Source organism: Serratia sp. Ag1, from assembly GCF_000743355.1.
Lineage (GTDB): Bacteria > Pseudomonadota > Gammaproteobacteria > Enterobacterales > Enterobacteriaceae > Chania.
The window spans coordinates 1-25,583 of record NZ_JQEI01000021.1; the positions used below are offsets into that span (position 1 = coordinate 1).

The following is a 25,583-nucleotide window of genomic DNA, read 5'->3' on the forward strand; positions in this document are numbered from 1 at the left end:
TGCCGGAGGATATTTATTTTTTGCGGCTTCTTGATTCTTCCTGAATACTTACTCGATATTCTGAATTTGCTCACGCATCTGTTCAATCAGCACTTTCAGCTCAATGGCAGAAGTGGTGATATCGGCGTTAATGGATTTTGAGGCCAGCGTGTTCGATTCACGATTGAACTCCTGCATCATAAAATCGAGGCGGCGGCCAACAGCCTCCTTCTTTTTCAGGATGTTATGCGTTTCTTTTACATGCGCTTCCAGGCGATCCAGCTCTTCGGCGACGTCGATGCGTTGCGCCATCAGTACCAACTCTTGTTCCAGGCGGGTGTTTTCCAACTGAACCTGTGCTTCTTCCAACTTGCTGAGCAAGCGCTCACGTTGCCATTGCAGGACGTTTGGCATCTGTGCACGCACTTTAGCCACTTCTGCACTAACACCCTCAAGGCGTTGTTCGATCAGTGCTTTCAGCGCTGTGCCTTCGCTTTCACGTGCGGCGATAAAGTCGTCCAACGCGCCTTCCAGCGCCTCCATTAATTGCGCACTGATGGTATCCAGATCCTGTTCCTGAGCGGACATCACGCCCGGCCAACGCAGTACATCGATAGGGTTGATTTCCCCTTCGTCGCTTTGCATTTTGACCCAGTTAGCAGCTTCAACCAGTTGTTTAGCCAGTTTTTCATTCAGGATCAGTGAACTTTGTGCACTGGGATCGAGTTCAAAACGCAGGTTGCATTCCACTTTGCCGCGCGTCAGGCGGTTACGGATACGCTCGCGGATCACCGGCTCAAGGCTGCGGAACTGCTCTGGCAGGCGGATGTAGGTTTCTAAGTAACGCTGGTTAACGGAACGCAGCTCCCAAGCTGCGCTGCCCCATTCACCCTTGATTTCACGCCGGGCGTAGGCGGTCATGCTGCGGATCATTGATGCGTACCCGTAATAGGAAAAGATGAAACGATTATAGCGTTGCACCTGCGGTCAAGATAGGCATAACGTCACGAAGCCCGTATAATGCGCAGCCATCGTTGATTAGAAGCCGGAGAGAGCCCATGCGTCCTGCAGGCAGAGCACCACAACAAGTTCGCCCCCTGACATTGACCCGTCACTACACGAAACACGCTGAAGGTTCAGTGTTGGTTGAGTTTGGCGATACCAAGGTTTTGTGCACTGCTACGGTTGAAGAGGGCGTTCCGCGCTTCCTGAAAGGCCAGGGGCAAGGTTGGATCACCGCAGAATACGGAATGTTGCCGCGCTCGACCCATAGTCGCAATGCCCGCGAAGCCGCTAAAGGTAAGCAGGGTGGCCGCACGTTGGAAATTCAGCGCCTGATTGCTCGCTCGTTGCGGGCGGCGGTAGATCTGAAAAAACTGGGTGAGTTCACGATTACTCTAGACTGTGACGTGTTGCAGGCTGATGGTGGAACTCGTACAGCCTCTATCACTGGCGCTTGCGTGGCGCTGGCTGATGCACTTAACGCACTGGTGGCTACTGGCAAACTAAAAGCCAACCCGATGAAAGGGTTGGTGGCGGCGGTTTCAGTAGGTATCGTTAACGGTGAAGCGTTGTGCGATCTGGAATATGTTGAAGATTCCGCCGCAGAAACGGATATGAACGTGGTAATGATGGAGGATGGTCGCATGATCGAGGTGCAGGGCACCGCCGAGGGTGAGCCGTTCAGCCATGATGAGTTGCTGGCGTTGCTGGCACTGGCCCGAGGGGGCATCGAAACCATTTTCCAAGCGCAGAAAGCGGCGCTGGCAGATTGATTTTTTAAAGGCGACGGAGAAGTCGCCTTTTTTATGCCCGGCGATCGGGCGGCAGTAGAACAGACGTAACAGACCAGACGAGGAGATGCAGTAATGAAAGCCTATCAGCGCCAGTTTATCGAGTTTGCGCTTAACAAACAGGTATTGAAGTTCGGCGAGTTTACCCTGAAGTCGGGCCGCGTCAGCCCGTATTTCTTCAATGCTGGCTTGTTTAACACCGGGCGTGACCTGGCGCTGTTAGGGCGTTTCTATGCCGAAGCGTTGGTGGATTCAGGCATTGATTTCGATCTGCTGTTCGGCCCGGCTTATAAGGGGATCCCGATTGCCACGACCACAGCGGTAGCGCTGGCGGAGCATCATGATCGCGACGTGCCGTATTGCTTCAACCGCAAAGAGGCCAAAGATCATGGAGAAGGTGGTCTGCTAGTAGGGAGCCCGTTGCAAGGGCGTGTGATGCTGGTGGATGATGTGATCACGGCTGGTACGGCAATCCGTGAATCAATGGAAGTGATTAACGCCCATAACGCCAGTTTGGCGGGCGTATTGATTTCTCTTGATCGTCAGGAGCGTGGCCGGGCTGATGTGTCTGCGATTCAGGAAGTGGAGCGCGATTATCACTGCACAGTGATCTCCATTATTACTCTGAAGGACCTGATTGCGTATCTGGAAGAGAAACCGGAAATGGCTGCGCACTTAGCGGCGGTGCGTGCGTATCGCGAGCAATATGGCGTTTAAAATATAACGCCGGGCATAAACCCGGCGTCAGCATAATCTTTCATGTTGCCACGGCAGCGATTATTGCAGTTGTGCCGCTAGCAACGGCCAACGTGCATCGAAATCTTGTGTAGGGCGATAGCGGAATTCAGAACGGATATAACGCGACAGCATTCCTTCACAAAAGGCCAATAGCTGGCTGGCCAGCAGTGTTTCATCTACGCTAAAACCTTTGCCTTCACGCAATTTTCGCTCTTTCAGTACCTGGCGCAGCTGTGCTTCAATGCGCTCAAACAACTGGTTAATTCTGCCCTGCAGGCGATCCTGTTCAAACATCAGTGCGTGCCCGGTCATGATGCGTGTCAGGCCAGGGTTGCGCTCGGCAAACCCGAGTATCAGCAATAGAATCAGGCGCAGACGGTTAAATGTCTCTTTCTCATCCTGCAGGATCAGATTGATGCGTGATATCAGGCTGTCTTCAATAAACTCGATCAGGCTGTCAAACATCCGCGTCTTGCTGGGGAAATGCCGGTAGAGGGCAGCCTCAGAGACACCAACGTTTGCGGCGAGCTTTGCAGTGGTAATGCGCTGGCTGCCGTCGCTGGATTCCAGCATTTGGGCTAGCGCCTGCAGTATTTCCTCACGCCGGTTCCTTTTCGTATTTTCTTTTTCTGCCATGTTTGGTTAGACCTTTGCTAAAACGATTTATACCCTGAATCCATATGGGTATAGATTCTCTAGAACCCAAACACCGACCGTGGCAGAGCAAACTGCGGGCGACTTGTGTCATCGTTGTTATGGTGTTTGGGTCAATGGTCTTTTCAACCATTATTCTTTAGGCGAGTAGGTACGCCATCTTGATGGCCGGACAAGCCTGATCATAAAGATATCCCTCTCTCTGACGTGGCATGCCGACCATAATATTACGCACAGGATTTAGTGACGGCCAGAGTGGCCAAAACCACCGTCCCCGCGTTCACTGTTGTCGAATTCGGTGACCAGATTGAATTCAGCCTGGACAACCGGCACAAACACCATTTGTGCGATGCGTTCACCCGGTTCGATGGTGAAGGATTTCTGGCCACGGTTCCACACGGACACCATCAACTGGCCTTGATAGTCAGAATCGATCAACCCAACCAGGTTACCCAGCACCACGCCGTGCTTATGGCCCAGACCGGAACGGGGCAGAATGACTGCTGCCAGACTGGTATCGGCAATATGAATGGCCAGGCCGGTAGGCAGCAAGGTGGTCTCACCCGGAGCCAGTTCAACGGCACTGTCCAGGCAGGCGCGGAGATCAAGACCAGCAGAACCAGGGGTGGCGTAGGTCGGTAAAGGGAAATCCTGACCGATACGTGGGTCGAGGATCTTAACGTCGATTTTTTTCATCATAACGGCTGACTATCTCGTTTAGTAAACGTTGGCCAAGGAGTGCCTTGTCGCTGTGCGGAAGGCGCTTTTCTCCATCCTGCCAAAAAAGATGCAGGGCATTGGTATCACTGTTGAAACCGTGCTCTGCGAGCGATACATCATTGGCGCAGATTAAATCCAGTTTCTTCCGTGCCAGTTTTTGTCGTGCGTATTCTTCCACATTCTGGGTTTCGGCAGCAAACCCGACAACAAATGGGCGATTTTTGTTCATTGCGGCCACGCTGGCGACAATATCGGGGTTTTTTATCATCTTGAGGATGATTTCATCACCCTGTTTTTTGATTTTTTCATTGGCAATCTGTTCTGGGCGGTAATCAGCTACGGCGGCACAGGCGATAAAAATATTCTGCTGTGCGGCATGCTGTTGCACTGCCTGCTGCATCTCTAAGGCACTGATAACATCGATGCGTGTTACGCCGCTCGGCGTTGGCAGATTAACCGGCCCGGCAACCAACGTGACTTGCGCCCCGCGAGCCGCTGCTGCCCGGGCAATAGCAAAACCCATCTTGCCGGAACTGTGATTGCTGATAAAACGCACGGGATCCAACGCTTCCCGCGTAGGGCCAGCGGTGATCATCAGTTTTAAATGCTTCAGATCCTGTGGCGCAGAAAAGTGAGCGTTGGCCAGTTCAACGATCTCCAGCGGATCCAACATACGGCCTGGCCCGACGTCACCGCAGGCCTGGTTGCCGCTGTCCGGCCCCCACAGCAACATACCGCGCGCCTGTAGCAGATGCAGATTAGCCTGCGTGGCGGCGGCACGGTACATCTGTTGGTTCATTGCTGGTGCTGCAGCGATCGGTGCAGCGGTTGCCAAGCAAACCGTGGTCAGCAGATCGTTAGCCATACCGGCAGCAACACGGGCCAGCAGATCGGCGGTGGCGGGTGCCAGAATGACCAGATCGGCCCATTTAGCCAGTTCAATATGCCCCATACCGGCTTCTGCCGCGGGATCCAGCAGATCGTCAGAAACCGGATAGCCGGAAACAGCCTGCAGCGTGAGCGGGGTGATGAAAGCTTTTGCTGCAGTGGTCATGACAACCCTTACCTCAGCGCCCCTGTCGCGCAGGCGGCGCACCAGCTCTGGGCATTTATAAGCAGCAATGCCGCCGCTGATGCCAAGCACAATATGTTTGCCTGAAAGTCCCGTCATCATGATGGTCCGATTGAAAACCGAAAGATGCCGCATTTTAGCATAACCGTTGACGAGGTGAGCGATTCTGCTGTGTATGCAGCCAGTTACATTCAGGTTTGCGTAATACTTCGCAATGTTATCAATCACCTGTCGCGCTCCAGAATGCCTCGTGGCATGCTCGGCGGATTGCAGGGAGGTGGCGATGAGCAGTCAGGATATGTCGTTATGGCCGGGAGAGCTGGCTCCAAGAGAAAAATTGATGCGTGACGGCGCAGCGGCGCTATCAGATGTGGAGTTGTTGGCGATCTTTCTGCGCACTGGCCTGCCTGGCATTCACGTTTTACAACGGGCTGAACAGCTACTGGCTCATTTTGGCTCGCTCTATCATCTGATTGCGGCAGATTATGCGCAATTCTCCAGTCAGAAAGGGTTAGGAAATGCCACCTATGCCCAACTGCAGGCCATTTCGGAATTGGCTTTGCGGCTGTTTTCTGGCCCGCATCTTTTAGAGAACGCGTTACTGAACCCAAAAGTGACCCAGCATTATTTGCACAGTTTGCTGGTTCACCATGAACGTGAAGTGTTTTTAGTGTTGTTTTTGGACAATCAACACCGGGTTATTCGCCATCAGGAGATGTTTGCTGGTACCATCAGCAGCGTCGTCGTACACCCAAGAGAAATTGTGCGTGAAGCGTTGAAGGCTAATGCAGCCGCCATCATTCTGGCGCATAATCATCCTTCGGGTAAGGCTGAGCCCAGCCACGCCGACCGTTTGATAACCGAGCAAGTGGTGAATGCCTGCCGGTTATTAGAGATCCGAGTGCTCGATCATTTAGTGATAGGCCGGGGTGAATGTGTCTCTTTTGCCGAGCGCGGGTGGCTTTAAGCCATTTTTTCGCGATCCTTGAGGGATCTTTAGCTGTTCGGGACTTGAGCACTTACGCTTCAGAGCGTATACTACGCCACCTTTGAGAATCTTGGGTTTGGCGTTAAGAGCCTATCTCAGCAGGTTTCTGGCCTGATGTGTAGTTTCTGACCTGATGACGAGAGTCTCCTCAGTATGAAGTTTGCTGAGATGGGCTCTAAAAGCCTGACGAGGCGGCCATACCCTATACGAAGCTCGAGCTGATTTGATTTTTGGAGAATAGACAATGTCCCGAGTCTGCCAAGTTACTGGCAAGCGCCCGGTGAGCGGTAACAACCGTTCCCACGCAATGAACGCGACCAAACGCCGTTTTCTGCCTAACCTGCACTCACACCGTTTTTGGGTTGAGGCTGAGAAGCGCTTTGTAACTCTGCGTGTATCTGCTAAAGGTATGCGTGTTATTGATAAGAAGGGCATTGAGACGGTTTTGGCCGATCTGCGTGCCCGTGGTGAGAAGTATTAAGGAAAGGAACTGAATCATGGCTAAAGGTGTTCGCGAGAAGATCAAGCTGGTTTCTTCTGCTGGTACTGGTCACTTCTATACCACCACGAAGAACAAGCGTACTAAGCCGGAAAAATTGGAACTGAAGAAATTCGATCCAGTTGTCCGTCAGCACGTGCTCTACAAAGAAGCTAAAATCAAGTAATTTTAGTGGATTAATGAAAACCCGGCCAAGGCCGGGTTTTTTGTTATATGGGATAGAGGTATCTGAAAGGGAGCGCAACATGCCTGAATTACCAGAAGTCGAAACCAGTCGCCGTGGCATCGAACCTTATCTTGTTGGACACAACATTCAGTACGCGGTGGTGCGTAATGCTCGCCTGCGCTGGCCAGTCTCCGAGCAGATCCTGACGTTGAGCGATCGGCCCGTGCTCAGCGTGCAGCGTCGTGCCAAGTATTTGTTAATCGAGCTGGATTATGGCTGGATTATCGTGCATTTGGGGATGTCTGGCAGCTTGCGCATGTTGGCGGAGGAAACCGAGGCAGGCAAGCACGATCATGTCGATCTGGTAATGAGCAACGGCATGATCCTGCGTTATACCGATCCGCGCCGTTTCGGTGCCTGGCTGTGGTGCGAAGATCTGGCAACAAGTAATGTCTTGGCTCATCTTGGCCCAGAGCCGCTGAGTGAGGCGTTTGACGGTAACTACCTGTATGAGCAATCCCGTAATAAACGCACGTTGATCAAACCCTGGCTGATGGACAACAAGCTGGTGGTGGGGGTGGGGAATATCTATGCCAGTGAATCGTTGTTTACTGCCGGGATCCTGCCCGATCGTCCGGCACATTCCCTGAGTCAGGCGGAGGCGGAGCTACTGGTGGCAACCATCAAGGCCGTCTTGCTGCGTTCGATCGAACAGGGGGGCACCACGCTGCGTGATTTTTTGCAATCGGACGGTAAACCAGGCTATTTTGCGCAGGAATTACAGGTATATGGCCGGGCGGGTGAACCTTGCCGCGCATGCGGAACCCTGATTGAAAGTGCCAAACACGGGCAGCGCAGCACCTTTTTCTGCCGCCGCTGCCAGCGCTGATTATTGGGCTGCGAGTTTTTCCAGCAATGCCTGGGTGACGACATCCGGCAGGAAGGGGGCGATGTCGCCGCCATGGCGTGCGACTTCTTTCACCAGCGTAGAAGAGATAAACGACCACTCTTCGGACGGCATCAGGAAGACGCTCTCAAGCGTTGGCATCAGATGGCGATTCATATTCGCCAACTGCAATTCGTATTCGAAATCAGATACCGCTCGCAGCCCGCGCACTAGAATGTTAGCGTTCTGGTGCGCGGCAAAGTGAGCCATCAACTCGCTGAAACCAAGCACTTCCACATTATCCAGGTGTGAGGTTACCTGCGTAGCCAGCGCGACGCGCTCTTCGAGCGTAAACAGCGGTTTTTTGCTCGGGCTGGCGGCAATCGCCAGAATCACGTGATCAAACATCAATGAGGCGCGGGTGACCAAATCCAGATGGCCATTAGTCATCGGATCGAAGGTTCCTGGGTAGATGGCTTTGCTGCTCATGATTCACTTCTCGGTGTAATTACGGTTCAACGCCCATAATGCGGCATATTTATTAAACGTATATTGCGCGTTGACCACGGCTAACAGCAAGCCCTGTTTACCGTCAAGGAAACCGGCACGTAGCAGCCAGGTTTTGCAAAAAGCCCCCAGCGTGTGCGTGAGAATAGACAGAAAACTGCAGCTTTTACCGGCTTGATGGCGTTGAGCGGCCCACTGTTCTGCGTAATGTAATTGCTTGCGTTGGAAAGCAAAAAAATCTCTGCAAGTCAGATGTTGCAGATCGCCTTTTAGTGGCACCACTTTTGCGCCGTTGATGTTGAGGGACTCATGCACCAGATCGTCGTTGTAATGGTAGCGCCGATTGGCATAGAGGCGGTTAACCCGGTCAGGATACCAACCACTGTGGCGCATAAAGCGGCCCAAAAACAGATTACGGCGGCCAAGGCTGTAAACTACGTTGTCGTCTGCGAAAGTCAGTGCATGCTCTATGGATTGGCGCAGTTCCGGCGTAACGCGCTCGTCGGCATCGATCATCAGAACGTAATCTTGAGTGGCATAGCTTTGTGCTTTCTGCCGCTGCTTACCGAACCCTTGCCAGTCAGTATGAGTGAAAACTTTAGCACCCAGGCTTTCGGCCAGAGCAACAGAACCATCCCGGCTACCGGAGTCCAGCACGATGATTTCATCGGCCCAAGCCACCGATTGCAGGCACTCTGGCAACAATTCGGCTTCGTCTTTGGCAATCATCACCACCGACAGGCTTTTGCGGCTGTTCATCAGTGGCTCCGGGGGGGCAAGTAGGGTTCCAGCAATTGCAGCAGGCGCTGCAGCGCTCCCTGATTCTGATACAGTACTTCAACGGCATGGCGGCCATGGTAACGGCGGTAGTCTTCATCTGCCAGCAGTGTTGCCACTTCTTTCACCAGAGAATCCACATCGGTGACCGCAATCAACCCGCCAGCCTGTGAGAGCTTGGCACAGATATCCTTGAAGTTGAAAGTATGCGGGCCCATCAGCACTGGAATGGCGTGCGCTGCAGCTTCGAGCGGGTTATGCCCGCCGCGCGCCACCAGGCTACCCCCCACAAAGGCCAGATCGGCAATGCCGTACAACAGCATCAATTCACCCATGGTATCGCCAATCACGACCTGCGTAATGCTGGAAGGGATTTCGCCACTGCTGCGTGTGATATAGCTGAACCCCGCTTTTTGCGTCAGCTCTTTAGCGGTGAGGAAGCGCTCTGGGTGGCGTGGCACCAGAATCAGCAGCAGTTCAGGATATTGTTCCAGCAATTTGCGATGTGCTTCCAGCAGAATGCTCTCTTCGCCTTCGTGGGTGCTGGTGGCGATCCACACCGGGCGGCGCGGTGCCCACTGGCGGCGTAGCGTTACCGCGCGCACTGCCAATTCGGGCGTAACAGAAATATCGAATTTCAGGCTACCGGTCACGGTGAGTTGTGAACGTTTCAGGCCCAGTTCGATAAAGCGTTCACCGTCTTCCTCATTCTGTGCGGCGATCAGGGTTATGCGTTGCAGAATATGGCGGATGAAACCGCTGATTTTCTTATAACCGGCGGCTGAGCGGGCGGAAAGGCGGGCATTGGCAATCACCAGCGGGATTTGGCGCTGATGCAGCGCATTAATCAGATTTGGCCAGAGTTCGGTTTCCATAATGATAACCAGCTTCGGATTCACCTGTTCGAGAAAACGGCGCATGGAACCGGGTAAATCGTAGGGTAAATAAACATGATGCACGTCATTACCAAAAGCGGATTGCACGCGTTCGGAACCCGTTGGCGTCATGGTGGTCACAGTTATCGGTAAATGAGGGTAGCGGTGGCGTAGCGCACGTACCAATGGGATAGCGGCCAGCGTCTCGCCGACAGAAACGGAATGCAGCATAATACCACCCGGCACCACTTTCCCGGCGCAGAAGCCGTAGCGTTCTGCCCAGCGTTTACGGTAGGCTGGAGCCTTGCGGCTGCGCAACAGTAAGCGAAGCCAGATCAGGGGTTGGATAAGGTAGAGTAGTACCTGATATAAACGGAGCAGCATTCTATCAATTTCATTTATATGGGTTACGCAGAATAGTATCATAACCGCAAGGGAAAGGCGCTAGCTTGGTAACCTGGGGCGAAGGTTGGGATAACTGGCGAGAGTTTCGTCGAAAGGCTTGCAATGAAGAATATTTTAATTATTCGCCGCGACAACATTGGCGATCTCGTTTGTACAACACCGCTGATTGAAGGGGTGAAAATTGCTTATCCCGACGCCAAGGTTTATCTGTTAATCAATAGTGTCAATCAGGATGTGGTGAAAAATAACCCGAATGTCGAAAAGGTATTTGTTTATAAGAAAGCAAAACATAAGGCTAAGGGTGAAACAACGCTGGGGATCTACTTTGAGCGTTTAATGATATTTCTGCAGCTGCGTAGAATAAAGTTTGATGCGGCGATTCTGGCTAACCCGGTTCCTTGTAAATATAGCCTGCGGCTGGCGAAAATGGCAGGGGTGAAACATATTATTGGCGCGGATTTGGGCAAGCCTGAAATTACCCGGGCTTTTCGTAAAGAGGATTTTCGGGGCAAGCATCAAGTCGAATATACTTTCAGTTATCTTTCTGCGATTACCGATAAAAATATCCCAATCCCACCCGTGCGTATTTACCTCAGTGAGGATGAACGCCAAGCAGCCACCCAACGTTTAAAGACTCTGCTACCAGAAGGGGGCTCGCGTATCTGTGCGGTGCATTTCAGTAATCGCAGAGAAAAGAGCAGTTGGCCTTTGGAGCACTATGCCGAGATTATCCGCCGTTTGACTGCTGATCCACACACTGCGGTACTGATTTTTTGGTCGCCGCAAGGGACCTTGGCGCCAGATGATATCGGCGATCAGAAAAGGGCGGAACTGCTGTTGGAACAGTGCCAGAATGGCCGGGTTGCGCTCTACCCCACGGCCTCAGTGCGTGAGCTGTTAGCCGCGTTTGATCTTTGCGATCTGGTCATATGCAGCGATGGTGGCCAGATGCATCTGGCTGCGGCGTTGGATAAAGACCAAGTGGTGTTTTTCGGTGAAACCAGTCAGGAAGAATGGCATCCATGGTCAGGGAAATATCAGATATTACAGGCAGAGTCTGGGAATTGTGGTGATATTCCGATCGAAGACGTGTGGCGCAGTATTGAAGCGATGAAATAAGCGAGAATGGCAGGAAGCCTCCTGCCATTCTGACTAATTCTTTAAGGCTAAATATTGTTGGCAAATAGGTTGTAAACCATAGTTCAATAACTGCTGGCGATTAATTTCCGGTGGCTGGGCATAAACCTCTGCCATTTTCTCTGCCAGTGATTTCTCATTTAACTCCGCCAAGGCATTGCTCATCCCGGCATTTTCCAGAATCTCTTCCGGCCCACCCGGGCAGCGGGTGCTGACTACCGGAGTATTGCACAACAATGCTTCAACCAGTACGTTGCCGAACCCCTCGCTATCTGAACTCAGTACCAGCAGCGCTGCATGCTTAATGAAAGGATAAGGATTAGCCTGAAAACCGAGTAACAGCACGCGAGCGGCAATATTCAGCTCAGCGGCCAATTTTTTAATCGCGTTGGTATCCTGTTCATCGCCTGTCCCGACTAAAACCAACGGAGCCTGGATACCGGAGAGTGCATAGGCTTTCAATAGACGATCATGGCGTTTGTGCGGATGGAAACGCCCTACGTGGATCAGATAGTCTTGACCTGCCAACTCGCAGGGCTCTGCTGCCTGTTGTTCGATCGCATCAATATCGAACGGGTTGTTAATCACGGCAAGCTGTTTGGGGTGAATCGACAGGTTTTGCCGGAGGTCATTCCCCACCGCCTGCGAGACAGCAACAATATTCTGCCCTTGATAAACGCGGGCAACCTTACGCCGTTTCAACCAGCGATCAAAGCCGGTGCGATGCCCCAGATAAGAGGTTGATAGAATACCGTGGATACAGAACCACAGCCGCTCAGAAGCAAGCACTCTACTGCGGCTGACGATCCGATCGGTTTTATGCAGGTTTGAGAACACCAGGTCGAAACGGCCATTTTGCTGTTCGTTGGCGTTAATCGCCTGGTCCAGCATTTTGGCACGGCGTGTTATCTCGGTCAGCTTACGCCAAGGTTTGCGGCAGCCGTCTGCCACGACCTGATAATTAATGCCTGTGGGAATCGGGTAGTTACATACGTCGCGCAGTGAAATCAGGCTGACGTCATGCCCCATTTGCTGCATGCCTTGGCTCAGTGTCAGCACGACTTTTTCTGCACCACCGCCAGGTAAACCGTCGATAATCATCAGGATACGCATAGTCAGTCCAACAAGCGGTTATAAAGAGCGATCAGTTGTTGTGAGAGGTGGGCTGGCGTGGCGGGCATGATGCGCAACCTGGCAGCCTCTCCCATGCTTGAACCCAACGCCTGCTGCGGCAAGGCGTCGATGGCGTCGGTAAGGGCGTTGACATCCAGCGCATCGGCGACAAAACCGTTGTTCCCCGGCGTAATAAATTCAGCGCCGCCGCAGGTGGTGCTGGTGATCACCGGTAAGCCGCAAGACATCGCTTCCAGAATCACGTTAGGGAAGGGATCGTACAGCGTTGGGAGCAGCAGGGCATCCGCAGCCTGATAGAACGGTAAGGTGTGCTTTTGTACGCCCATAAAGCGCACCCGATCGCTACAGCCCAACGATTGTGCCAGCGCCCGGTAGCGCTTTTCGGCTTTATCTTTGCCGACCACCAACAGGTAGCTGTTGGTTGGAGCGATCGCGCGGATAGCTGCCGCCAACCCTTTACGCTCAAAACCTGAACCGACAAAGATCAGGCAATGCGCCTGCTGGGGAATTTGGTATTGCGCACGTAACTGTTGCCGCTGTTGTTCACTGGCGGGCAAGAACGTTTGATTATCGATGGCATTGTAAATCACCGTGACTTTGTCAGCAGGCACTCCGAAATCAGCGATAATCTCCTGCTTGATCATCTCTGCGTTGCAGATCACGGCTTGCAGTTCAGGTGCGGCATACATGGCGCGTTCGGCACACATCACGTAACGGTGATAACGGTTAGAGAACAGCCATTTGCGCCGCCACTCAGGCAACAGGCGTGCGCGCTGTAACAGCCAGCGGCGGTGTACACCATCACCGGCACGGTAAATATCGCAACCGGGAATGCGCTCATGGCTTTGCACCAAATCGAAATTTTCTTTCTGCCACAGTGCTCTGGCCGCTTCGGCAAAACCGCGTTCGCGGCTGATACGCCCGAATTTCAGCGGGTTACACAGGTGGATATGCCAATTTGGATTAGCATCACCCTGCCATTCGCGGGTGATGACGTTCAGATCCAAATCTTGCTGCTCCAGCGCTTCCAATGCTCGGGAAACGAAACGCTCAGCCCCGCCGTCCGGGCGGTATTTTTGGCGGACAATCGCCAAACGAAATGCTTTCATGCAAGCGTGCTCCGCGCGGCTGCGATCACCACGTCTGTAGGAATAAGGTCGAGATAACGCTCGTCGGTGCCGGTATTGATGGCATCGGGATCGGGTAGCGTGCCGTAGTCTCCGGCCCAGATAACCTGGCCGGTCGCCTGCCAAGGGCGCCAGAATACCAGCTTGGACGGCCCAAACAGCGCAATGCAAGGGGTTTGCAGCGCAGCGGCCATGTGCATCGGCACGGAATCCACACCGATAAATAACGTTGCGTGATCGATAAGCGCCGCGAGTTGACGCAGAGTCAACTGCCCAGCCAAAGAAACTACCTTATGTGGTGGGCATTGCTCCAGGATCCGGGTCACCATTTGCTGCTCTTTGGCATCCGGCCCTGAAGTGATCACCAGTTGGTGCCCATCGGCCTGTAGTGCGCTGATGGTTGCAGCCATCTTTTCTTCACTCCAGCATTTGAAGAACCAGCGCGAAGTGGGTTGTACCACGATATAGCTACCGGTGATGCCCTTTTGTTGCAAAAGCTGCTGGCTGGTTTGCCAATCCTGCGGGCTATAGCTCATGGTCACCTGCTGGCTGACGCTGGGTAAACCGAGCGGTTGCAGCAGGGACAGGTTTTGCTCAACGGTATGCTGGTGGGCATGATCGGCCACTGAGACCAGTTGTGTATGGCAATGGCGCCATAAAAAACCACGGCGCTTGGGGAAATCAAAACCCAAACGGATACGCGCACCGGTCAGCTTGGTGAGCAGTGCGCTGCGCCATTGATCGGCGAGATTAATCACCAGATCGTAATGCTGTGCTTTTAACTGACGGACCAGTTTCAACTCGTGACCGAGATGCGCTTTGATGCCCTGTTTTTTCCATTGGCGATCGATGACAAATATCTGCGACAGCGCCGGGTTGCTGGCCAGCATGTCCTGTGTTTCTTGGTAGAGCAGGACGTCAATCTGCGCATCAGGGTAGTTTTGGCGCAGGGTATTGATGACCGGTGTAGTGAGCAACATATCGCCATGATGGCGGAGTTTTATAAGCAAAATCCGCTGCACTGGTGTGGCAGGTGTTAGGGCTGGCGCATCGTTCATCATCAGTCGCTTTTAGAGAAACCAGTCACTGATTCTAAATGACCCGGTTGCATGTGGCTACTATTGCTCAATTTTCTTACCGGCCACGTAAAAATAATCGGTTCTGGGTATAAACGCGGTGCAAAGTTGTCCAAGCGAGGCAGTAAAGTTGTTTGCCCTTGGTAAACAGGCTGCGTAACATAATGTATTCCGTTGATATCAGGCTCGATATTTATGACTAAACCGGCGTTTCTTATCACTATTGATACCGAAGGCGATAATCTGTGGCAAAACCACGATCGAATTTCGACCGAGAACACGCGTTTTCTGCCGCGCTTTCAGGCGTTGTGCGAAAAATATGCTTTCAAGCCGGTTTATCTCACTAACTATGAAATGGCGATGGATGCGGAATACGTCGAATTTGCCCGTGATGTGATTGCTCGTGGAACCGGGGAAGTCGGGATGCACCTGCATGCCTGGAACAGCCCGCCGTTGGTGCCGCTCACCGATGATGACTGGCGGCATAAGCCCTATCTGATTGAATACCCTGCTGAGCAGATCCGCGCCAAGGTTGATCATATGACCAAGCTGCTGGAGGATGCTTTCCAGACTAAAATGCTCAGCCACCGTGCCGGGCGTTGGGCGTTTAATGAATTTTACGCCTCACTGTTGTTGGAATATGGCTATCAGGTGGATTGTTCCGTTACGCCGCGCGTCAACTGGCAATATTCTCCGGGCCATCCGCAGGGCAAAGGCGGTACCGATTATTGCCGCTTCCCGTCGCGGGCTTATTTTATCGATCTGCAAGATATCGCCAAACCCGGCCATTCGACGTTGTTGGAAGTGCCTATGAGTATTCAGCATAAACATTCGGCGCTGATGAATGCGGCAAAACAGGGCTATGATCGCCTGCGGGGGAAAAAGCGCTCCCCGTCGGTGCATTGGCTGCGCCCAGCGGGGGGCAATGTGGAGCAAATGCAACAGGTGGTGCAACGCTCGCTGGCCGAAGGCAATGATTACGTTGAGTTTATGCTGCACTCCTCCGAGTTTATGCCCGGTGGCAGCCCGACGTTTAAAACCGAGCAGGATATTGAAGGTTTGTATCGCGATTTGGAGCAGCTTTTTGCCTGGTTGCAACAGAGAACGGTGGGGATGACGTTGGCTGAATATTATCAAAAGCAGATGAAAGTGGGTTAATAGCATGAAAATCAGAAAGATGAAGTACGCCCATTGGTTTTTATCTGTTTATAATTTGCTGTTTGGTAAGATAAAACCAAAAGAATCGTTGAAGGTAGATTACTCATTCAAAAGTATCGTTGTGTATTCTACGACGGCATTGGGGGATTTTATGTTTAATACCCCAACGATGCGTGCCTTACGCCAACGTTACCCAGACGCGCATATTACGCTGGTTGCTGGCACCGTTAATTATGCCATGGTGAAGGACTACGCGTGTTTTGATGAGGTTATTTTCTGGAATAATAAATTCCGGGATATGATGCAAACCGTGCGTAAGCTCCGCAAGCATAAGCCTGAACTGGCTGTCATTCTGCATGGTCATCTGCCTTACGATATTCTCAGTGCGGCTTTAGCGGGTTGCCAATATATTCTTAGAGATAATTACCTGACGTTGCCTAAGGAATTAGATTCTTGGGTGATAAGCTGTTCATTAAACTTCAGTGGGCATCTGATCCAGCGTAAGCTAAATTTAATGCAGTTTCTTGGGGGTGATACCACTAAGATAGAGATGGAAATCCCTTGTTCGTTTGAGAAGTTAGCCAAACCTGTTGGGCGGGTACGGATCGGATTCAATATGGGGGCATCAACTCGAGAGCGTTGCTGGCCAGTTAGCCATTTTACAGAGTTGGCTAAAGAGTTGTTGGCTCTGCACGGGGATAATTGCGACATTGTGATCATTGGTTCGCAGGCAGATCACGATCTGGCTGATTCACTGCTGGCAGAACTGAATGATGAGCGATTGCAGAGAGTGGTCAACTATGTGGGCAAAACGTCATTGCCACAGTTGCTCAGTGTCATAGATTCTCTGGATGTACTGGTCACTGGTGACACAGGGCCACTGCACTTGGCGGTGGCACTTAAAGTGCCCACCGTCAGCCTGTTTGTTACCGTTAACCCCAAGTTTACGGGTCCTTATCAGGATAGAGAGTTGCATCACGTGATCGATCTTTCTGGTTGCAGTGATGATACCTTGGATGAGTATCCTGAACAGCCATTGTCAATTATTCCTGTTGCGCAGGTGTATTCTGCATTAGTAACCATAGGGGTGATTTCAGCAGCGACCCAAATTGGGGGGAGCAATGCCGCTAATCCCCATGTCACTATAGAACAGTGAAATATTGAAATGAATATTGTGATTGCAGGATATGCGTTAAGTGGTTACGGTGGTATGGAAACCGTCTGTAAGAGATTGGTTGAACTGATTACAATAAACAATCCAGACTCCAAGGTTGATTTTATCTTCTTCAATGAAAAGGGGGAAATAGATGAACATTGGTTTAAGGGGCTTAGCACTCAAGTAGTTTCTTCAACTCTGCGTAATACTAAGCTCAGGCGGTTGCATTTTGCCTTCGCTCTGTCCGGTTTTTTGCGTAAGAATAAGCCGGATGTGATTATTGTTTTGGATACCCTTTCCTGTTACATCGCCAATATTGCCAGAAAGCTGTGCATGGGTAGATATCCTATCGCTTCTTGGCTGCATTTTTCATTATATGATCTCTACAAATACGTCTATATCTTGAAGGCAGATGCTCACTTAGTGATTAGCCACGGTATTAATCAACAGGTCCAGAAGCTTGGGGTAAAAGAGAGATATATCTACACTATTTTTAATCCGGTAGAAGAAACGGAGGATACTATCCCGGTTAGCGTTTCACCTGCTAATTTCATCTATATTGGGCGTGTTATTTTTGAAGGGCAAAAGCGGTTGAAAGACCTACTGGATTCGCTGGTAACCTTGCAAGGGGATTGGCGGTTGCATGTGGTAGGGAATGGTGGAGATGTGCACCAATGTCAACAATACGCCGAACAGTTGGGGCTCTCTGACCGAATTTTTTGGCATGGCTGGCAAGCACAGCCTTGGACTTATGTTGAGGCGCAGATTGGCGATCTCAAGGCATTGGTACTGACATCTGCATTTGAAGGGCTACCGATGACTTTGTTGGAGGCCATGGCTCGCGGTGTATATTGCGTGAGTTCGGATTGCCCAACCGGCCCGGCAGATGTTATTGATGGCACTAATGGCCATTTATATCCTGTCAATCAACTGGCTAAGTTGACGGAGATCTTGCAGGGATTGGTTGATGGGGAAATTATGATTGATCAAACGCAGATCAAGCGCTCTATTGCCAAGTTTTATGACGAGCGTTATTACTCGAATTTTAAACAGGCTCTTGACAGTATTTTGATAAATTACCACGGTAAGTAGTATGTAGCCCGACCTAGAGTTTAGGCCGGGCTACATTATTATGAGTCCACCATCACTGGGTTATTTCTTGCAAACAGGGCGATACACGTCATATAGAATAGTAATGATTCTGCGCTAATTAACAAGACGTCAGTTAAGCCATAGACGATCATACAGGCGCCAATCATCAGTAACGGGGTATTTCTCTGAACCAACGATTTAGTAATGATGTATCCATAGAAAAACAACACCGTCAGTAGGCCAGCAATACCTTGCAATGAGGCGGCTTCGAGCAGTTCGTCATGCAGATGTGAGTTGATATAGACCAGAGCCGTTTGATTTTTTGGGTCATCGATGATGATCTCAGCGGTTTGTGTGTGGCGCGCCTCCACGGTATTGCCGAAAGGATGCTGCGAGAATATTTCCAGTCCGACATACCATAATGAGAAACGAGAGCCTAGCGAGGAGTAGTCGTCGCCTTTCTGGTACAACATGATTTCGGTACTGGTTTGTTTTATCTTGGGCTTAATATATTTATCGTAGGAGGCTACGCCAGCCAAACTCACTAATGCCATGACGAGCAGTAGCGGCTTAAGATGGATTTTGCGGAAATGAAACAGCATCATCAGCAGGATCAGTAGCAGATGTGAGAGTATAGCGGCGCGAGTTCCTGTCATCACTATGATCAGGAATGAAATAATAATGATCGCCGCTGTTGCAATGCGGTAGCCTGTGCTGTGTTTTAACTTGACCAGCAGGTAGATAAGTAAAATTGATAGTGTTGAGTAAATATAAGCCGCGATAGTAGCGCGGTTGGTGCTGAGATCGATACGCTCAATACCGTGATAAATCTGATAGAGGCCGTAACCTGTCGATAGTACAAAAGCTAAAGTAAATGCAGCAAGTAAGTACTGGCGATAGTTGAAAGTGGTTAAGTAGTGTGAGAATTGGGTTATGTAAAAAATCAATATCCCACCGATCACCAACTTTTTACCCGCCTCCAACTGCGTAACTCCATAACCATACCCTTGAGTATGACGATACAGTACCAGCGTCCAGATAATTTTAATCAGCCCTATCATAATGATAGCATAAGAAATATCCATCCTTGGCAAGCGGATATTTTTTCTTTCGATGAAAATGCCAAACATAGCAGCGTAGAATGAGAAATAGAAAAGCTCACGCTGACGGGCCGTAATAATCAAAGTAAAAACAACAGATAAAATAGCCAGTACAAAACTGATGAAGTACAACCTTTGCCCTATCTTTTCCATAATAACTTTGCCGCTTTTTTCTTATAGCTGAATCTTATCGTTGGATTGATAAAAAAACCAAGACAACGAGTTTCACGTACTTTTTTACTCAAAGTATCCAATAGTACGCCTTGTTTAATCCATTTTTTCTGTTTTAGTTCAATGTCTAACCAATGACATAGGACCAAATCATGGAACTTGGAACCAAAAAGCGTATCCATTTTTTCGGTACATAAAAACAGATTATGGATCTTTTCTGCTGATGGTGAGTTCGATAGGCTGGAGCTCCGTTTGATATACAGATAATGGCTCTCGCGCGAGAAAATAATATGTTGAGATTGTGTGAGAATTTCTGGGAACACATAGAAATCTTCGTAACAGGTAAAGTCAGGGATCGGGTTAGCTTGTAACAGCGAGCGTTTGATAAATTGCCCGATCAAATGTGCCTGAAAATCTTTATGGAGCAGGAAACGTGTGATCGCATCATCCTGGGCCAGAGCTTCTGTTTGTAAACCGTTCCAGTTTTTGTCTGCTTTAGTAAGGTCATGCACCTCATGCAGTTTGGTCAACAATAGGTCGGGCTTCTTGTGGTCGAGAAAAGTACTTATTTCATGCAGGGAACCGCTTTTTAGCTGGTCATCACTGTCGAGCATGGTGACGTATTCACCCTGACAGTTTGCAACGGCAAAATTGCGCACTTTACCGATATTTTTGAATTTTACGCTGAAATAACGTGCTTGAGGAAACGCTTGGGCGAAGTCGGTGAGCAATTCCCCGGTATTATCCGTTGAAGCATCATTAACTAAGATGATCTCGCATTTCGCAATGCTTTCACCTAGCGCATCAAGCAGGCTCTGCAGCGTGTCACGCAGGTAGTTGCCGCTATTGTGTGCAGCAATAACAATACTGAGCAAAATATTCTGTGTGGGCATATTAACGCGTATCCTTGTGAACCAAGATTGGTGCTAACAACCCCATTACCTGCTGCGCGCTAATATCAGCCATATTATTCCCCGCTTCCGGGCGGCAGGCACATTGATTCTGCCCATACCCCCCAATCAACCCCGGATCGGTGGGGCCAAACAGCGTAATATTTGGGCGATCCAGCGCGGCGGTCAGATGGCTGAGCCCGGTATCCACCGACACCACGGCTTTTGCTCCGGCCAGCACTTCTGCTACCTGTTGCAAGCTGAGTTTCGGCAATACTTCGACATGTGCAAACCCTTCCGCCAAGCGTAAAGCGCGCTGATACTCATGCGTGGCTCCCCATGGCAGTTTGATCTGTAACCCGGTAGCAGCGACTAATCCAATCAATTCGTGCCAGTTTGCTTCTGGCCAGTGTTTCTCGTCGCGCGTGGTGGCATGCAGGAAGACCAGATATTGTCCGGCATCCGCAGGTGGCTGGTTGAGAAAACGGGCGGCAATGGCGTAATCACCGATGCTCTGCGGTTTTTCATAACCCAGGCTTTTGGCGAACAGTTCACGGATGCGCTCCACCGCGTGCTGCTGCTTATTAATTTCATGACGATGATTGTAAAACCAACTGGCAAATGGTTCGCGTGCGCTTTTACAGTCCGGGCCGTGCTTGCTGCCGCGGGCAATCCGAGTCACCAGGGCGGCGCTTTTCATCAACCCCTGCGCATCGATCACGATGTCATAACTGCGCTCTTGCATCTGACGTTTGAAATCGCAGCGCTGTTGGCGGGTTTCGGGGCCAAACCAGTTTTTGCGCCAGCGGCGAATGGCCACCGGAATAACGCGGTCCACCGCCGGGTGCCAGGTAGGGATCTGGCTGAACCCCTCTTCCACTACCCAATCAAAACGAATGCCGGGGATGGCATGCATCGCATCGGTCAAGGCAGGCAGCGTATGGAGCACATCCCCCATGGATGAAGTTTTGACGAGCAGAACCTGCATATTTATTCCTCGCTGGCGGCAAGTAACGGCGTCAGCGCGTCCAACACCTGCTGTGGTTGAATGTCGATCAGGCTTTGATGATAGCCCTGATCGGCATCACCCTTACGGACTTTATGATAGCCGCTGATCAGGCGGATGACTTTTGCCTTGTTGGATAGCGGCGGCGTAAAGTCCGGGCTGCTTGGGCCATACAAGGCTATCAGTGGTTTGTTCAACGCAGCAGCAACGTGCATCAACCCTGAGTCATTGCTGACCACTGCCTGACAGGCAGCCAGCAGAATGACGGCCTGTTCCAACTGGGTTTCCCCAGCCAGATTGCGGCAGAAATCACGCGCCTCTTCAGCCAGTGCTGCGCGGATCTGTTCCCCGGCTTCATGGTCTTTGGCCGAGCCAAACAGGGTTATCTGGTAACCTTGGTCGATAAGCTGTTGTGCCAGCGCAGCATAGTGATAATGCGGCCAACGTTTTGCCGGGCCAAATTCCGCCCCTGGGCAAAAACCAATAATTGGCCGGTGATCGGTGAGGTTGAAGGCGGAGGTGGTTTCGGCAATCTCTTCGTCGCTTACCTGCAATTGCGGCCACAGCAAGGGTTGCGGTAAATCTGCGGCACGTTGTACCTGCTGTTTGCCATAGGCCAGGGCGACATAACGCTGCACCATCAGTGGGAAAGCGGCTTTATCCAGCACCCGGATATCATTGAGCAGGCCATAGCGCATTTCACCGCGCCAACCGGTACGCTGCGGCACCTTGGCGAAAAACGGTACCAGGGCAGATTTAAATGAATTAGGTAACACATAGGCACGATCGTAACCTTTGGTGCGCAGGCTGTGCCCTAAGCGGCGGCGCTCACCCAGCCCTAGCTTGCCGTGGCCTAGCGGCATCGCCAGCGCCTGATTCACTTCCGGCATGCGTGCCAGCAATGGGCGGCACCAGGCGGGTGCCATCACATCAATTTCCGCTGACGGATATTCGGCCTTCAGGGCGCGGTAGAGACTTTGCGACATCATCATATCGCCAACCCACGAAGGGCCGATAACCAGTATTTTCATACCCTTTACAGGTTCCTTCCGCTTAGGCAGTGCGATTCAACCAGGCCATGTATTCTTTGACGCCTTCGGCGACCGTTTTGAACGGTGCGCTATAGCCTGCCGCGCGCAGTTTGGTTTGATCGGCCTGAGTATACGCCTGATAGCGGCCTTTCAGCTTTTCTGGGAATTCAATGTATTCCACTGCGCCTGATTGATGGTATTCCACCACCGCATCGGCCACCGCCTGGAAGGTTTCTGCCCGGCCAGTACCACAGTTGAAGATACCGGATACGCCGTTTTGCCAGAACCACAGGTTAACGGCCGCAACATCACCGACATAGATAAAGTCACGTTTGAAGTTTTCGCTACCGGAGAACAGCTTGGGGTTCTCGCCACGGTTGATCTGGTTGTTCAGGTGGAATGCGACGCTGGCCATGCTGCCTTTATGGCCTTCGCGCGGGCCGTAAACGTTGAAGTAACGGAAACCGCACACCTGAGACTCCGCCTCTGGCAGGATTTCACGCACATATTGGTCGAACAGGAATTTGGAATACCCGTAAACGTTCAACGGCTGTTCGTACTGGCGCTCTTCGATAAAGTTATCGGTGCGCCCACCGTAGGTGGCGGCGGAAGAGGCATACAGGAACGGAATTTGGCGATCCAGGCAGAAGTGCAGGATATCTTTAGAGTATTGATAGTTATTATCCATCATGTACTTGCCGTCCCACTCGGTGGTGGAGGAACAGGCACCTTGATGGAAAATGGCGTCGATATCACCGAGATCGTCACCGGCCATGATGCTGGCGATGAAATCTTCTTTATCCATATAATCGGCGATATCCAAATCCACCAGATTGACGAATTTGGTGCCGTCTTTCAGGTTATCTACTACCAGGATATCGCGGTACCCTGTGTCATTCAGTGCTTTGATGATGTTGCTGCCGATCATCCCAGCGCCGCCAGTGACGATAATCATTGGGTTCACCCCTGTATTCTTCCCGGTGACGCACAATGCCCCACCCTATATGCTGCCTATAATAGCATTTCATGCCATCGGGAACAGCGTGACGGCTCTTAATATCCCGCCTGCTGGGCGTATATGATAGCCTGCCGTGATATCTGCTGCACTTTTCATATTCTCTATCGTGCAATATCGTCAGTTTGCCAGTAAATCAGTAAAATATGTTGAAAACGCCCCTATTCTGGAGATTACCGAATGTCCACGTCCTTTTACCAGCAACTGGAACAACAGCTTGCGACTACCCGTGCCGAAGGGCTGTTTAAAGAAGAACGCATTATCACTTCTGCACAACAGGCCGATATCGCCGTTGCTGATGGCCGCCATGTGATCAATTTTTGCGCTAACAACTATCTGGGATTGGCGAACCACCCGGCACTGGTTGCTGCTGCCAAGGCGGGCATGGACAGTCACGGTTTTGGCATGGCATCGGTGCGCTTTATCTGTGGCACGCAAGACAGCCATAAACAGTTGGAACGGAAGCTGGCCGACTTTCTGGGGATGGAGGATGCCATTCTGTATTCCTCCTGTTACGACGCCAACGGCGGCCTGTTTGAAACTCTGCTTGGCCCGGAAGATGCGATTATCTCTGATGCGCTGAACCACGCCTCGATCATCGACGGAGTGCGGTTGTGCAAAGCCAAGCGTTATCGCTACGCCAACAATGATATGAGTGAACTGGCTGAGCAACTCAAGCAGGCCAAGGCCGATGGTGCTCGCCATATCATGATCGCTACCGATGGGGTGTTCTCGATGGACGGCGTGATCGCCAACCTGAAAAGCGTGTGCGATCTGGCCGATGAATATGACGCGCTGGTGATGGTGGATGACTCTCACGCGGTAGGTTTTGTCGGTGACAACGGGCGCGGAACGCACGAATACTGCGAAGTCATGGGTCGCGTCGATATTATTACCGGCACGCTGGGCAAGGCGCTCGGCGGGGCTTCCGGCGGCTATACGGCTGCCAAGAAAGAGGTGGTGGAGTGGCTGCGCCAGCGCTCGCGCCCGTATCTGTTCTCCAACTCACTGGCTCCGGCGATCGTCGCGGCGTCGCTCAAAGTGCTGGAACTGTTGGCAGACGGCGATGCGTTGCGCGACCGCCTGTGGGCCAACGCCCGCCTGTTCCGTGAAAAAATGACTGCAGCAGGTTTTACGCTAGCCGGTGCCGATCACGCCATCATTCCGGTGATGTTGGGTGAAGCAAAATTGGCGCAGGATTTCGCCAATGCTTTACTTAAGGAAGGCATCTATGTGACCGGTTTCTTCTATCCGGTGGTGCCGAAGGGCCAGGCACGCATCCGCACCCAGATGTCTGCCGATCACTCCCCAGAGCAGATTGAGCGCGCGGTTGCTGCGTTTATCCGCATCGGCAAACAACTTGGAGTCATTGCATGAAAGCACTATCAAAACTGAAAGCGGAACAAGGCATTTGGTTGGCCGATGTGCCCGAGCCTGAACTGGGCCACAATGATGTGATGATCAAAATCCGTAAAACCGCCATTTGCGGCACCGATGTGCACATCTACAACTGGGACGACTGGTCGCAGAAAACCATCCCGGTGCCGATGGTGGTGGGCCACGAATACGTGGGTGAAGTGGTGGCGATCGGTCAAGAAGTCAAAGGTTTCAGCATTGGCGATCGGGTGTCCGGTGAAGGCCATATCACCTGTGGGCACTGCCGCAACTGCCGCGCTGGCCGCACGCATTTGTGCCGTAACACCATTGGCGTCGGGGTGAATCGCCCAGGGGCGTTTGCGGAATATCTGGTGATCCCGGCCTTCAACGCATTCAAAATCCCCGACAATATCTCCGACGAGCTGGCCTCGATTTTCGATCCGTTTGGTAATGCGGTGCATACCGCGTTGTCTTTCGATTTGGTGGGGGAAGACGTACTGGTTTCCGGCGCTGGCCCGATCGGCATTATGGCGGCTGCGGTGTGCAAACACGTGGGGGCACGCCATGTGGTGATCACCGATGTGAACGAGTACCGCCTGGAGTTGGCTCGCAAAATGGGCGTGACCCGCGCGGTGAATGTCAGCAAAGAAAACCTGAACGATGTGATGACCGAACTGGGGATGACCGAAGGGTTCGATGTGGGCCTGGAGATGTCCGGTGCGCCACCGGCCTTCCGCACGTTGCTCAATGCCATGAACCACGGTGGCCGCATTGCGATGCTGGGAATTCCACCATCGGATATGTCTATCGACTGGAATCAGGTGATCTTCAAAGGGCTATTTATCAAAGGGATTTATGGCCGTGAGATGTTCGAAACCTGGTACAAGATGGCGGCTCTGATCCAGTCTGGTCTGGATCTGACGCCGATGATCACCCACCGTTTCTCGATTGACGACTTCCAGCAGGGTTTTGACGTGATGCGTTCTGGTCAGTCTGGGAAAGTGGTTTTAAGCTGGGGCTGATGTCATCTTCGTCTTGCCAGTTGCAGCGTCGT

General features: G+C 51.7%; 27 protein-coding genes. 12 read left to right on the top strand and 15 right to left on the bottom strand.

The annotated features are described in order from the left end of the window. Positions 1–48: 48 nt before the first annotated feature. Positions 49–912: a YicC/YloC family endoribonuclease gene (locus tag IV04_RS12510; protein ID WP_037400159.1), complete on the bottom strand. Its 864-nt coding sequence runs from the start codon at positions 910–912 to the stop codon at positions 49–51. A gap of 125 nt (positions 913–1,037) precedes the next feature. Here IV04_RS12510 and rph point away from each other — a divergent pair, with 125 nt between their 5' ends. Next, positions 1,038–1,754 (top strand): ribonuclease PH, encoded by a 717-nt coding sequence (gene rph / locus IV04_RS12515; protein WP_037400162.1) that lies wholly within the window; start codon positions 1,038–1,040, stop codon positions 1,752–1,754. Positions 1,755–1,847: 93 nt separating this feature from the next. Then, positions 1,848–2,489, top strand: a complete 642-nt coding sequence (gene pyrE / locus IV04_RS12520) for an orotate phosphoribosyltransferase (RefSeq protein ID WP_037400164.1) — start codon at positions 1,848–1,850, stop codon at positions 2,487–2,489. 60 nt (positions 2,490–2,549) lie between these two features. On the opposite strand, the gene slmA is transcribed toward pyrE, so the two are convergent. The 3 genes from slmA to coaBC form a co-directional block, all read right to left on the bottom strand. Next, positions 2,550–3,146 (bottom strand): nucleoid occlusion factor SlmA, encoded by a 597-nt coding sequence (gene slmA, locus IV04_RS12525; RefSeq protein WP_037400165.1) that lies wholly within the window; start codon positions 3,144–3,146, stop codon positions 2,550–2,552. Positions 3,147–3,404: 258 nt separating this feature from the next. Continuing rightward, positions 3,405–3,863: a dUTP diphosphatase gene (gene dut / locus IV04_RS12530; protein ID WP_037400167.1), complete on the bottom strand. Its 459-nt coding sequence runs from the start codon at positions 3,861–3,863 to the stop codon at positions 3,405–3,407. After that, positions 3,841–5,058 carry a bifunctional phosphopantothenoylcysteine decarboxylase/phosphopantothenate--cysteine ligase CoaBC gene (coaBC, locus tag IV04_RS12535; RefSeq protein WP_037400283.1) on the bottom strand — a complete coding sequence of 406 codons (1,218 nt, stop codon included), beginning with the start codon at positions 5,056–5,058 and terminating at the stop codon, positions 3,841–3,843. The genes dut and coaBC overlap by 23 nt, the downstream gene beginning before the upstream one ends. 181 nt (positions 5,059–5,239) lie before the next feature. Here coaBC and radC point away from each other — a divergent pair, with 181 nt between their 5' ends. The 4 genes from radC (at position 5,240) to mutM (ending at position 7,498) form a co-directional block, all read left to right on the top strand. Continuing rightward, the gene (radC, locus tag IV04_RS12540) at positions 5,240–5,923 is read left to right on the top strand and encodes a DNA repair protein RadC (RefSeq protein ID WP_037400170.1); all 684 of its coding nucleotides are present in this window, start codon (positions 5,240–5,242) and stop codon (positions 5,921–5,923) included. A gap of 265 nt (positions 5,924–6,188) precedes the next feature. Continuing rightward, positions 6,189–6,425, top strand: coding sequence for a 50S ribosomal protein L28 (gene rpmB / locus IV04_RS12545; protein ID WP_004931195.1), 237 nt, complete (start codon positions 6,189–6,191; stop codon positions 6,423–6,425). A gap of 16 nt (positions 6,426–6,441) precedes the next feature. Then, positions 6,442–6,609: a 50S ribosomal protein L33 gene (rpmG, locus tag IV04_RS12550; protein WP_002208990.1), complete on the top strand. Its 168-nt coding sequence runs from the start codon at positions 6,442–6,444 to the stop codon at positions 6,607–6,609. A gap of 79 nt (positions 6,610–6,688) precedes the next feature. Next, a complete protein-coding gene (gene mutM, locus IV04_RS12555) occupies positions 6,689–7,498 on the top strand; it encodes a bifunctional DNA-formamidopyrimidine glycosylase/DNA-(apurinic or apyrimidinic site) lyase (protein WP_037400173.1) in 810 nt (269 codons plus the stop codon). Here mutM and coaD read toward each other — a convergent pair whose 3' ends face one another. From coaD to waaA, 3 genes are read right to left on the bottom strand one after another with little or no spacing between them, the layout of a single operon-like run. Beyond that, positions 7,499–7,984: a pantetheine-phosphate adenylyltransferase gene (gene coaD / locus IV04_RS12560; protein WP_037400176.1), complete on the bottom strand. Its 486-nt coding sequence runs from the start codon at positions 7,982–7,984 to the stop codon at positions 7,499–7,501. It abuts the gene before it with no gap. A gap of 3 nt (positions 7,985–7,987) precedes the next feature. Further along, a complete protein-coding gene (locus IV04_RS12565; RefSeq protein ID WP_037400179.1) occupies positions 7,988–8,761 on the bottom strand; it encodes a glycosyltransferase family 2 protein in 774 nt (257 codons plus the stop codon). Continuing rightward, positions 8,761–10,038 (bottom strand): lipid IV(A) 3-deoxy-D-manno-octulosonic acid transferase, encoded by a 1,278-nt coding sequence (gene waaA / locus IV04_RS12570; protein ID WP_037400182.1) that lies wholly within the window; start codon positions 10,036–10,038, stop codon positions 8,761–8,763. Before waaA ends, IV04_RS12565 begins: the two co-directional genes overlap by 1 nt. Positions 10,039–10,161: 123 nt before the next feature. On the opposite strand from waaA, the gene IV04_RS12575 reads away from it, so the two are divergent. Further along, complete coding sequence (locus IV04_RS12575) at positions 10,162–11,178, top strand: glycosyltransferase family 9 protein (RefSeq protein ID WP_037400185.1); 1,017 nt, start codon at positions 10,162–10,164, stop codon at positions 11,176–11,178. 33 nt (positions 11,179–11,211) lie between these two features. Here the strand turns inward: IV04_RS12575 and IV04_RS12580 are convergent, their stop codons facing one another. From IV04_RS12580 to rfaQ, 3 genes are read right to left on the bottom strand one after another with little or no spacing between them, the layout of a single operon-like run. Then, a complete protein-coding gene (locus tag IV04_RS12580; protein WP_037400187.1) occupies positions 11,212–12,309 on the bottom strand; it encodes a glycosyltransferase in 1,098 nt (365 codons plus the stop codon). Positions 12,310–12,311: 2 nt separating this feature from the next. Further along, positions 12,312–13,439 (bottom strand): glycosyltransferase family 4 protein, encoded by a 1,128-nt coding sequence (locus IV04_RS12585; RefSeq protein WP_037400190.1) that lies wholly within the window; start codon positions 13,437–13,439, stop codon positions 12,312–12,314. Then, positions 13,436–14,518 carry a putative lipopolysaccharide heptosyltransferase III gene (gene rfaQ, locus IV04_RS12590; protein WP_037400193.1) on the bottom strand — a complete coding sequence of 361 codons (1,083 nt, stop codon included), beginning with the start codon at positions 14,516–14,518 and terminating at the stop codon, positions 13,436–13,438. Before rfaQ ends, IV04_RS12585 begins: the two co-directional genes overlap by 4 nt. Positions 14,519–14,728: 210 nt before the next feature. Between rfaQ and IV04_RS12595 the strand changes: the two genes are divergently transcribed. The 3 genes from IV04_RS12595 to waaB are packed head-to-tail and all read left to right on the top strand — an operon-like array spanning position 14,729 to position 17,939. Continuing rightward, positions 14,729–15,691 carry a polysaccharide deacetylase family protein gene (locus tag IV04_RS12595; protein ID WP_037400196.1) on the top strand — a complete coding sequence of 321 codons (963 nt, stop codon included), beginning with the start codon at positions 14,729–14,731 and terminating at the stop codon, positions 15,689–15,691. Positions 15,692–15,695: 4 nt separating this feature from the next. Beyond that, positions 15,696–16,847 (top strand): glycosyltransferase family 9 protein, encoded by a 1,152-nt coding sequence (locus IV04_RS12600; protein ID WP_037440879.1) that lies wholly within the window; start codon positions 15,696–15,698, stop codon positions 16,845–16,847. Between the two features lie 9 nt (positions 16,848–16,856). Beyond that, entirely contained in the window at positions 16,857–17,939 is a 1,083-nt protein-coding gene (waaB, locus tag IV04_RS12605; protein WP_037400202.1) for a lipopolysaccharide 1,6-galactosyltransferase, read from the top strand. A 38-nt stretch (positions 17,940–17,977) separates the two neighbouring features. Here waaB and IV04_RS12610 read toward each other — a convergent pair whose 3' ends face one another. Genes IV04_RS12610 through rfaD form a run of 5 tightly spaced genes read right to left on the bottom strand, consistent with a single transcriptional unit; the run spans position 17,978 to position 23,092 of the window. Then, positions 17,978–19,192 (bottom strand): O-antigen ligase, encoded by a 1,215-nt coding sequence (locus tag IV04_RS12610; protein ID WP_037400203.1) that lies wholly within the window; start codon positions 19,190–19,192, stop codon positions 17,978–17,980. Next, positions 19,180–20,103 (bottom strand): glycosyltransferase family 2 protein, encoded by a 924-nt coding sequence (locus IV04_RS12615; RefSeq protein WP_037400206.1) that lies wholly within the window; start codon positions 20,101–20,103, stop codon positions 19,180–19,182. The genes IV04_RS12610 and IV04_RS12615 overlap by 13 nt, the downstream gene beginning before the upstream one ends. Before the next feature lies 1 nt (position 20,104). Then, a complete protein-coding gene (gene rfaC, locus IV04_RS12620; protein WP_037400209.1) occupies positions 20,105–21,088 on the bottom strand; it encodes a lipopolysaccharide heptosyltransferase RfaC in 984 nt (327 codons plus the stop codon). A gap of 2 nt (positions 21,089–21,090) precedes the next feature. Next, positions 21,091–22,137: an ADP-heptose--LPS heptosyltransferase RfaF gene (rfaF, locus tag IV04_RS12625; protein WP_037400212.1), complete on the bottom strand. Its 1,047-nt coding sequence runs from the start codon at positions 22,135–22,137 to the stop codon at positions 21,091–21,093. 22 nt (positions 22,138–22,159) lie between these two features. Next, positions 22,160–23,092 (bottom strand): ADP-glyceromanno-heptose 6-epimerase, encoded by a 933-nt coding sequence (gene rfaD, locus IV04_RS12630; protein ID WP_037400216.1) that lies wholly within the window; start codon positions 23,090–23,092, stop codon positions 22,160–22,162. Positions 23,093–23,332: 240 nt separating this feature from the next. Between rfaD and kbl the strand changes: the two genes are divergently transcribed. Then, positions 23,333–24,529: a glycine C-acetyltransferase gene (gene kbl / locus IV04_RS12635; protein WP_037400219.1), complete on the top strand. Its 1,197-nt coding sequence runs from the start codon at positions 23,333–23,335 to the stop codon at positions 24,527–24,529. Beyond that, the gene (gene tdh, locus IV04_RS12640; protein WP_037400222.1) at positions 24,526–25,551 is read left to right on the top strand and encodes an L-threonine 3-dehydrogenase; all 1,026 of its coding nucleotides are present in this window, start codon (positions 24,526–24,528) and stop codon (positions 25,549–25,551) included. The genes kbl and tdh overlap by 4 nt, the downstream gene beginning before the upstream one ends. Positions 25,552–25,583: the final 32 nt, after the last annotated feature.